Below are 6,930 nucleotides of genomic sequence, written 5' to 3' on the forward strand. Positions count from 1 at the left end.
TCCGATGATCCCTATCGTCTGTATCGACTCTCTTTATCCCCATTATGAGTATATCAGCGGCGGAGAGTCGATTGATATGCTCATTGATATGCTTGATATTGCTTTTAAGGGAGATTATTTGTTTTGGTATGTCGGGCGGGGAGATGATCGCCGTGCCGATATCGCGAAACGTAATGCCACCTCTTTGTTATGGATTATGGATGAGCGGTTTCAAAATGCCTTAGTGCTTCGCTCTCACGACCCTCTCATCGATATTAAATTGCTACAGCTCTACCGTCTGTTTGATAAAACACTCAGTGCAGTGTTGTTTGGGGAGATTAATGTTCGCGAATGAGAGAGGGGGAATTCTCATCACCGCTCAGGTGGAGGAACGTGCACGTGAGCTAGAAGAGTCTAGGCGGCCGCTTCGCTGTGTTACTTTTATTCGGGATGATTTTAAAATTGAAGATGCCAAAGAGGTCATTTCTGAAGCGTATAAAAGTGAAGAGAATACGAAAACACTGATTCTCGGAGCCAAAAGCTTCACGGTTCCGGCACAAAATGCTCTCCTTAAAATTCTCGAAGAACCTCCACGAAATATTGTTTTTATCCTTCTCGCCCCCAACAAAAGCACCTTTCTCCCTACCGTTCGCTCACGTCTCAGTCTCACGCAAGAACATCATCCACTCAGCCATGAAACACTTCCTGTAAGTTTGAAAAATCTTGATCTCTCGGGGCTGTTTACGTTTGTAAAAGAGCATGACCGTCTCAAAAAGCATGAGGCAAAAGGATTGATTGAGCAGTTGATGTATCAGGCACTCCATGTGGAAAAACTTTCCCTTACCACACCACAACTCGAAGGATTTGAGAAAGCCCTGCGACTGATCGAACTTAACAGCCGATTTCAGAGTGTTTTGGTTATGGTGTTGATGAATTTTCTCAAAGAGGTTAAGCGTGGTCGTTGAAAAACTCTCCAATACCATTGATTTGCACCGTGAACTGAAATCTCTCGGTGTCGATGGGGGCGGTATCTCTATTTTGGAAGATAAAGCTCAGTTGCATCTGATCCGTATTCGTGATCTGCACGTGGGCGCCGCCAATATACTCAAACAAGATGCCCTTAGTATCGGTGCCGATTTAGCGGTTCCTAGAGGGACGGTTACTGCATCGATTCCCCGTGTTGATGTAGTGTTGATCGCAACGGAGCGACAACTGCAAGCGTTGGTGAAAAAAGAGAAAGCCCAGCCGTTTGGACTGAAACAACTCTCGATCGAGTTGGAGAGTTTTTGCCGTCTTAAACGTGATGACACTGTCTCAGTGATGGGTATTCTCAACGCAAATGATGATAGTTTTTATCATGCCAGCCGATTTCAAGGCTCTCATGCGATAAAGAGAATAGAGACGATGATTGCGGAGGGTGCCGACATTATCGACATAGGGGGCGTATCAAGCCGTCCGGGAAGTGTGGCGGTCAGTGCCGACGAGGAACTTTCACGCGTCGCACCTATCATTGATACGTTGTATGAACAGCGCCTCTATGAGAAGACAAAACTAAGTCTAGACAGTTATGAACCCAGCGTCATCCATTATGCCCTTGAGAGAGGATTTCATATCATCAATGACATTACGGGGTTGGCAAACGATGAGGTCGCACGGCTCTGCGGCAGTTACGGCGCAACGGCTGTGATTATGCATATGCAAGGGACACCTGCGACTATGCAGGAAAATCCGAGTTATTCTTCGGTTATCAGCGAGGTAGAGGCGTTCTTTCGTCAGCGGATCGAAAAAGGGGAGAGTTTCGGGATCAAAGATATGATTCTAGATTGCGGGATCGGTTTCGGGAAACGCACAGAAGAGAATTGTCTCTTAATAGCCCATCAAAGCCATTTTTTACGTTTAGGTAAAAAACTGATGGTCGGGGCAAGCCGCAAATCGATGATCAATGCCATTTCTCCCTCAGAGAGTGATGAGCGCTTGGCAGGAACGTTGGCAATTCATCTTAAAGCAATAGAGGAGGGGGCTACGATTATTCGTGCCCACGATGTGAAAGAGCATGTACAGGCGATAAAAGTATGGAAAGCACTTAGAACATGAGCAATACGGTTGTCATTATTACCCTCTCCCTGTTGGTCTTGCTCTCTCCATTTTTATCTCGTGTGACTAAAATTCCGGTGGTGGTCGTCGAAATTCTCCTTGGGAGTCTTGCGGGCTATTTCGGATTCTTGGTTGAAAACGAACTCTTTAAAATCATAGCCAAGGTTGGATTTTTATACCTGATGTTTTTGGCGGGGATGGAGGTCAATCTCAAAGAATTCGGCTTTGCAAAATCTTCTTTACTCCGTCGAACTATTGTCTATTTTGCGATGCTATATACGTGTTCTTTTGCACTCTTTATCTATTTTGATCTCAGTTCAGTCTATCTGGTAGCGTTCCCTATTTTTTCATTGGGAATGCTGATGGCATTGGTCAAAGAGTATGGAAAAAATGAGCCATGGTTAGCGCTTGCACTTAACATCGGTATCATCGGCGAGCTTGTCAGTATTATGGCATTGACGATTCTCAGCGGAGGATTGGAATACGGATACAATAGAGAATTTGCGTTCACTCTCGGAGGGCTCTTTTTATTTTTGATCGGGTTTGTCCTCTTTTTTAGAGGAATGCGAGTTCTATTTTGGTGGTATCCAGGACTTAAAACACTTATCATGCCTCATGATGACGGTAAAGATCAGGATGTCCGCTTTTCGATGGCGTTGATGTTTATTATGATTGCGATGATGCTCTATCTTAAAATTGATGTTGTTTTGGGAGCATTTTTGGCAGGAGTGTTAATTGCGACCTATTTTAAACATAAAACCGAGTTGCCTGAAAAACTCTCCTCCTTCGGATTTGGCTTTTTAGTCCCTATTTTCTTTATTCACGTCGGATCAACCCTCGCATTGGAAGCGTTTACCGATATGAAAATCCTCCAGCTTGCCTTTTTTATTGCCAGTGCTATTATCGGCATACGCTTAATTAGTTCGTTTGTTGCCTATGGGGGATATTTGGGACTGAAAAACACCATTTTGTTTTCGCTTAGTGATTCGATGCCACTTACCTTTACTGTTGCCATTGCAACGTTGGGATACAGTGCAAATGCCATTACCCATGATGAGTATTACGCATTTATTGTCGCCAGCATGGGGAGTGGAATTTTTCTAATGCTCTTGATTAAAGTTTTATATACTTTTTTTAACAAAAAATAGAGCTAATTACCCCTAATTTTCAGTAAAAACAAGATACAATCAAGCAATTAGTGCCATGGTAATATCAAGGATGTACCCTAAGCGAGAAGGAGTCACGTGGATTTAACGGTAATTTTAGGGATAGTAGGGGCAATCGCGTCTATTTCAACAGGGGATCTTTTAGATGGAGGAAATCCGCTCCATATTATTCACTTAGCTTCTTTGATCGTTATTTTCCCTACGGCAATGTCTGCAGCAGCGGTCGCTACGGATGTTGAATACGTAAAGGGTGCCTTTAAAAATCTCGGCCCTATCGTTTTTAAAAAGAGCTCTGTCGATTTGCATGCGAGAATCAAACAAATTATTGAGTTATCCACAATGGCGCGACGCGACGGTCTGTTGTCGTTAGAAGCAAAAGTGGCTCAATTGGATAATGAGTTTCTCAAGCAGGGACTTAGTATGGCGGTTGATGGCAACGAAGTCGATACGATTGTAGAGACGATGGAACTGGTTATCGAAGAGACGGAAACGTACTATCACGGTTGTGGGCATTACTGGCTTCTCGCGGGGGAAACATCACCCGTTATGGGTCTTATCGGAGCCGTTTTGGGTCTGATTCTGGCACTTCAAAAACTTGATAATCCGGCAGAAATGGCAAAAGGTATTGCAGGGGCATTTACCGCGACCGTTACAGGTATTTTCTCTTCCTACGTTCTTCTTGGGCCATGGGGAAGAAAGATGATTGCAAAATCGCACCATATCGTTAAAGAACAAAAGCTGATGCTAGAGGGGATTGTCGGTATCGTTCATGGAGATAATCCGCGTACTCTTGAAGCAAAATTGTTGAATTTTCTTTCCCCTGCGGAAGAGAAACATAGCCAATTTAATTGATGAGCGACTAGATGGCAAAAAAACACAAGTGTAAAAAGTGCCCTGAATGTGAAGCGGGTGAGAAATGGGCAGTTCCGACCGCCGACTTTTTCAGTCTCCTATTAGCACTTTTTATTGCCCTTTTTGCTATTGCATCGGTTAACACTGAAAAAATACGGGCCGTAAAAGAAGAGTTTGTAAAAATTTACGATTACGCACCCGTTCCTGAAGCGGTTACTCCGGTTGTTGATATGGTCAGTGAGACAAAACCGACCCCTGATGCCACTGCCAATCCCGCAGGACAAGCACCAGTAGCGGATGGCGGATCACTGTTGGTAGGTTCGCCTCCGGTTCCGGCAAGTCAAGCGATGTCCGAAGCGATTCAAAAAATTCAGCAAGATTTGAAAAGTGCATCGATGGGCGCGGGTCCGCTTGATCAGAGTATGGATGGCGTATTGTTAAAACTCCCTACCTCTATCCCATTTAAAGGGGCAAATGCGACGATTGATAATGAAGAGATACATCTGTTTCTCAGACGTGTCACCGATATTATTAATACATTGCCTCCTACCGTTGATATTTCTGTACGCGGATATACCGATAATCAACCTCTCCCTAGAGGGACACAGTATAGAGACAATATTGAACTCTCAAGCCAAAGAGCCGAAACGGTCATGCGAGAATTGATTCGTAACGGTGTTGCGCCTGAGCGTCTATCAACGGCGGGATTCGGTTCGGCCAAACCGGTTGCAGAGAACACAAGCGAAGAGAATCGTGCTAAAAATAGACGGGTTGAATTTTATATGTTTGTCTCCAATGATACACCGCTCGATCAAGCGAAACAAAATAATATTTTGGATGCTTTGAGTAAACTTCAAAAATAAACTTTTGACGGTATAAGATGAACCGAATCGATAACGAACACTTTTATCATTCGGGCATCGTTAAATACGGCTTTACACCGGAAGGACTCCGCTGGAACTCACGTGAGTCGCAAGAGATCCGTTTTTTTCAACTACTATCCCTTTTACCGCTTGATGCACTCTCCGTTGTTGACGCAGGATGCGGTTTCGCTGATTTATTCAGCTATATACGCTCTCAGCGCAATAGTATTGACTATACAGGGCTTGATTCCTTAGAGATTATGGTTCAGGAGGCCTCACGACGAACAGGAGCGCGTATCAATCGGTGTGATATTCTCATCGATCCTCTTCCTCATGGTGAGTTTTATCTTTGCAGCGGTGCCCTCAATATTTTAACCCGCAACGCTGCCTATCGCTTTATAGAGAGGTGCTACCGCGCTTCATCACGGGGGTTGGTGTTTAACTTTTTAGAAGGAAATAAAGAGTCAAACACTTTTAATTACCTGCAAGAATCGGATATAAAATATTTAGGAGAGAGGTTGGGTGCGCGGGTGGTTTTCCGCCGCCACTATTACGAAAATGACTGTACGGCGGCATTTTATAAGTGATCCTTCGGCTTAATAGCCGAATGTCACTTTTAGGGCGAAGAAGAAGAGGGCTGCCATACCTGCCGCAGCAGGAAGCGTGATAACCCACGCCATAGCGATCGGTTTCATTAGTTTCCAGTTTGCATCGCGGTTGAGCATACCGATCCCTATGACCGCACCGACGAGGATATGGGTTGATGAGACGGGAATCCCTAGGACGGTTGCTAACAAGATAACCAAAGTCGCACCAAGCTCCGCTGCAAAGCCGGTTACCGGAAAGATTTCAGTAATACGGCTTCCTACGGTTGCTATAACCTCTTTTCCGATAAACCATAAGCCTGCTACTAACGCGATTCCAAACGTTGCCATGGCGATAAAAGGGACAGGGGATTCTGTATTAATTTGACCCGTAGCCAAAATATCAATGATAGCGGCAAACGGCCCGATAGCGTTCGCGATATCATTTGCCCCATGGCTGAATGCAAAGGAGGATGCCGTAAGGACTTGGAGCATACTAAAAATACGTAATGTTGCTTTGTGGGGAGTGTCTTTGTGCATCACTTTGATAATCGCGTAGACAACACCGTACATAAGGGTAGATAGAACGGCGAGTAACATATAGATTTGTGCATCGTTAAGACCCAAATTAGCATGTTTAAGACCTTTAAACAAGAGCATCCCCGCGATCATCGCCGTACCGAACGCCGCAACAATCGGCGCATGGGTACGAAGGGCATAGAAAGCGTTTTGTTTTTTCTTGAGACGGTTTAACTCATGCATTTGCTCTTCAAAACGTCCTTTCTCTTCAGCGGTTGCAACCGCTTCATTGTAAGAGGCTTTCAGCGCAGTTACTTTGACTTTGATCTCATCAATATGGGCTTGGACATTGTCGTTATAATCGAGAATAAATTTCTTCAAATACCAATAAATTCCATATGATGCCATCCCCCCTAGAATCGGTGAAACGACCCAGCTGATTGCGATTTTAAGCATCTGATCCCAATGAACAAGGGCAAAAACCGATTCTCCCACTTCCATCGTCGCGTATCCAAGAGCGATTGAACCCCCTAGAACCCCTCCAACGATTGAGTGGGTAGTGGAGACGGGATACCCTTTGAACGTGGCGTACAAAAGCCATGTACCTGCTGAGAGGAGTGAACCCATCATAACAAACACAAGGAGCATCGGATCAAAATCCATCGCTGAGACATCAACGATCCCTTTTCGGATGGTGTTGGTCACTTCAGCACCTGCGAGCATAGCTCCGCCGAGTTCGAAGATTGCGGCAATCATAAGTGCTTGTTTAACCGTGAGGGTTTTGGCCCCTACACTGGTACCGAATGAATTGGCGACATCGTTACCGCCGATATTGAATGCCATAAATACCCCAAAGAGGGTAGCTAATACAAA

At 44.7% G+C, this 6,930-nt stretch carries 8 protein-coding genes; 7 read left to right on the forward strand and 1 reads right to left on the reverse strand.

Translation table 11 applies throughout. The features are described 5' to 3' along the window. The 7 genes from A2517_RS06025 to A2517_RS06055 all read left to right on the forward strand — a co-directional run. Positions 1-334: HobA family DNA replication regulator (locus A2517_RS06025; RefSeq protein ID WP_294895128.1), on the forward strand; the 334-nt coding region annotated here is incomplete at its 5' end. Then, complete coding sequence (locus A2517_RS06030) at positions 321-944, forward strand: DNA polymerase III subunit delta' (protein WP_294895130.1); 624 nt, start codon at positions 321-323, stop codon at positions 942-944. The genes A2517_RS06025 and A2517_RS06030, both read left to right, overlap by 14 nt. Beyond that, complete coding sequence (folP, locus tag A2517_RS06035) at positions 934-2,073, forward strand: dihydropteroate synthase (RefSeq protein WP_294895132.1); 1,140 nt, start codon at positions 934-936, stop codon at positions 2,071-2,073. The genes A2517_RS06030 and folP overlap by 11 nt, the downstream gene beginning before the upstream one ends. Continuing rightward, positions 2,070-3,221: a cation:proton antiporter gene (locus tag A2517_RS06040; RefSeq protein WP_294895134.1), complete on the forward strand. Its 1,152-nt coding sequence runs from the start codon at positions 2,070-2,072 to the stop codon at positions 3,219-3,221. Before folP ends, A2517_RS06040 begins: the two co-directional genes overlap by 4 nt. A 96-nt stretch (positions 3,222-3,317) precedes the next feature. Further along, complete coding sequence (gene motA / locus A2517_RS06045; protein ID WP_294895136.1) at positions 3,318-4,091, forward strand: flagellar motor stator protein MotA; 774 nt, start codon at positions 3,318-3,320, stop codon at positions 4,089-4,091. Positions 4,092-4,102: 11 nt separating this feature from the next. Further along, entirely contained in the window at positions 4,103-4,954 is an 852-nt protein-coding gene (motB, locus tag A2517_RS06050; RefSeq protein ID WP_294895138.1) for a flagellar motor protein MotB, read from the forward strand. 17 nt (positions 4,955-4,971) lie between these two features. Further along, a complete protein-coding gene (locus A2517_RS06055; RefSeq protein WP_294895140.1) occupies positions 4,972-5,541 on the forward strand; it encodes a class I SAM-dependent methyltransferase in 570 nt (189 codons plus the stop codon). Between the two features lie 9 nt (positions 5,542-5,550). Here A2517_RS06055 and A2517_RS06060 read toward each other — a convergent pair. Beyond that, positions 5,551-6,930: inorganic phosphate transporter (locus tag A2517_RS06060; protein ID WP_294895142.1), on the reverse strand; the 1,380-nt coding region annotated here is incomplete at its 5' end.

The organism is Sulfuricurvum sp. RIFOXYD12_FULL_44_77, from assembly GCF_001830725.1.
Lineage (GTDB): Bacteria > Campylobacterota > Campylobacteria > Campylobacterales > Sulfurimonadaceae > Sulfuricurvum > Sulfuricurvum kujiense_A.

What these genes read in the sequence shown, in the direction of transcription:
- A2517_RS06030 (WP_294895130.1), top strand. Translation starts at nt 321, where the DNA reads ATGTTCGCGAATGAGAGAGGGGGAATTCTCATCACCGCTCAGGTGGAG.
- A2517_RS06040 (WP_294895134.1), top strand. Translation starts at nt 2,070, where the DNA reads ATGAGCAATACGGTTGTCATTATTACCCTCTCCCTGTTGGTCTTGCTC.
- motB (WP_294895138.1), top strand. Translation starts at nt 4,103, where the DNA reads ATGGCAAAAAAACACAAGTGTAAAAAGTGCCCTGAATGTGAAGCGGGT.
- A2517_RS06055 (WP_294895140.1), top strand. Translation starts at nt 4,972, where the DNA reads ATGAACCGAATCGATAACGAACACTTTTATCATTCGGGCATCGTTAAA.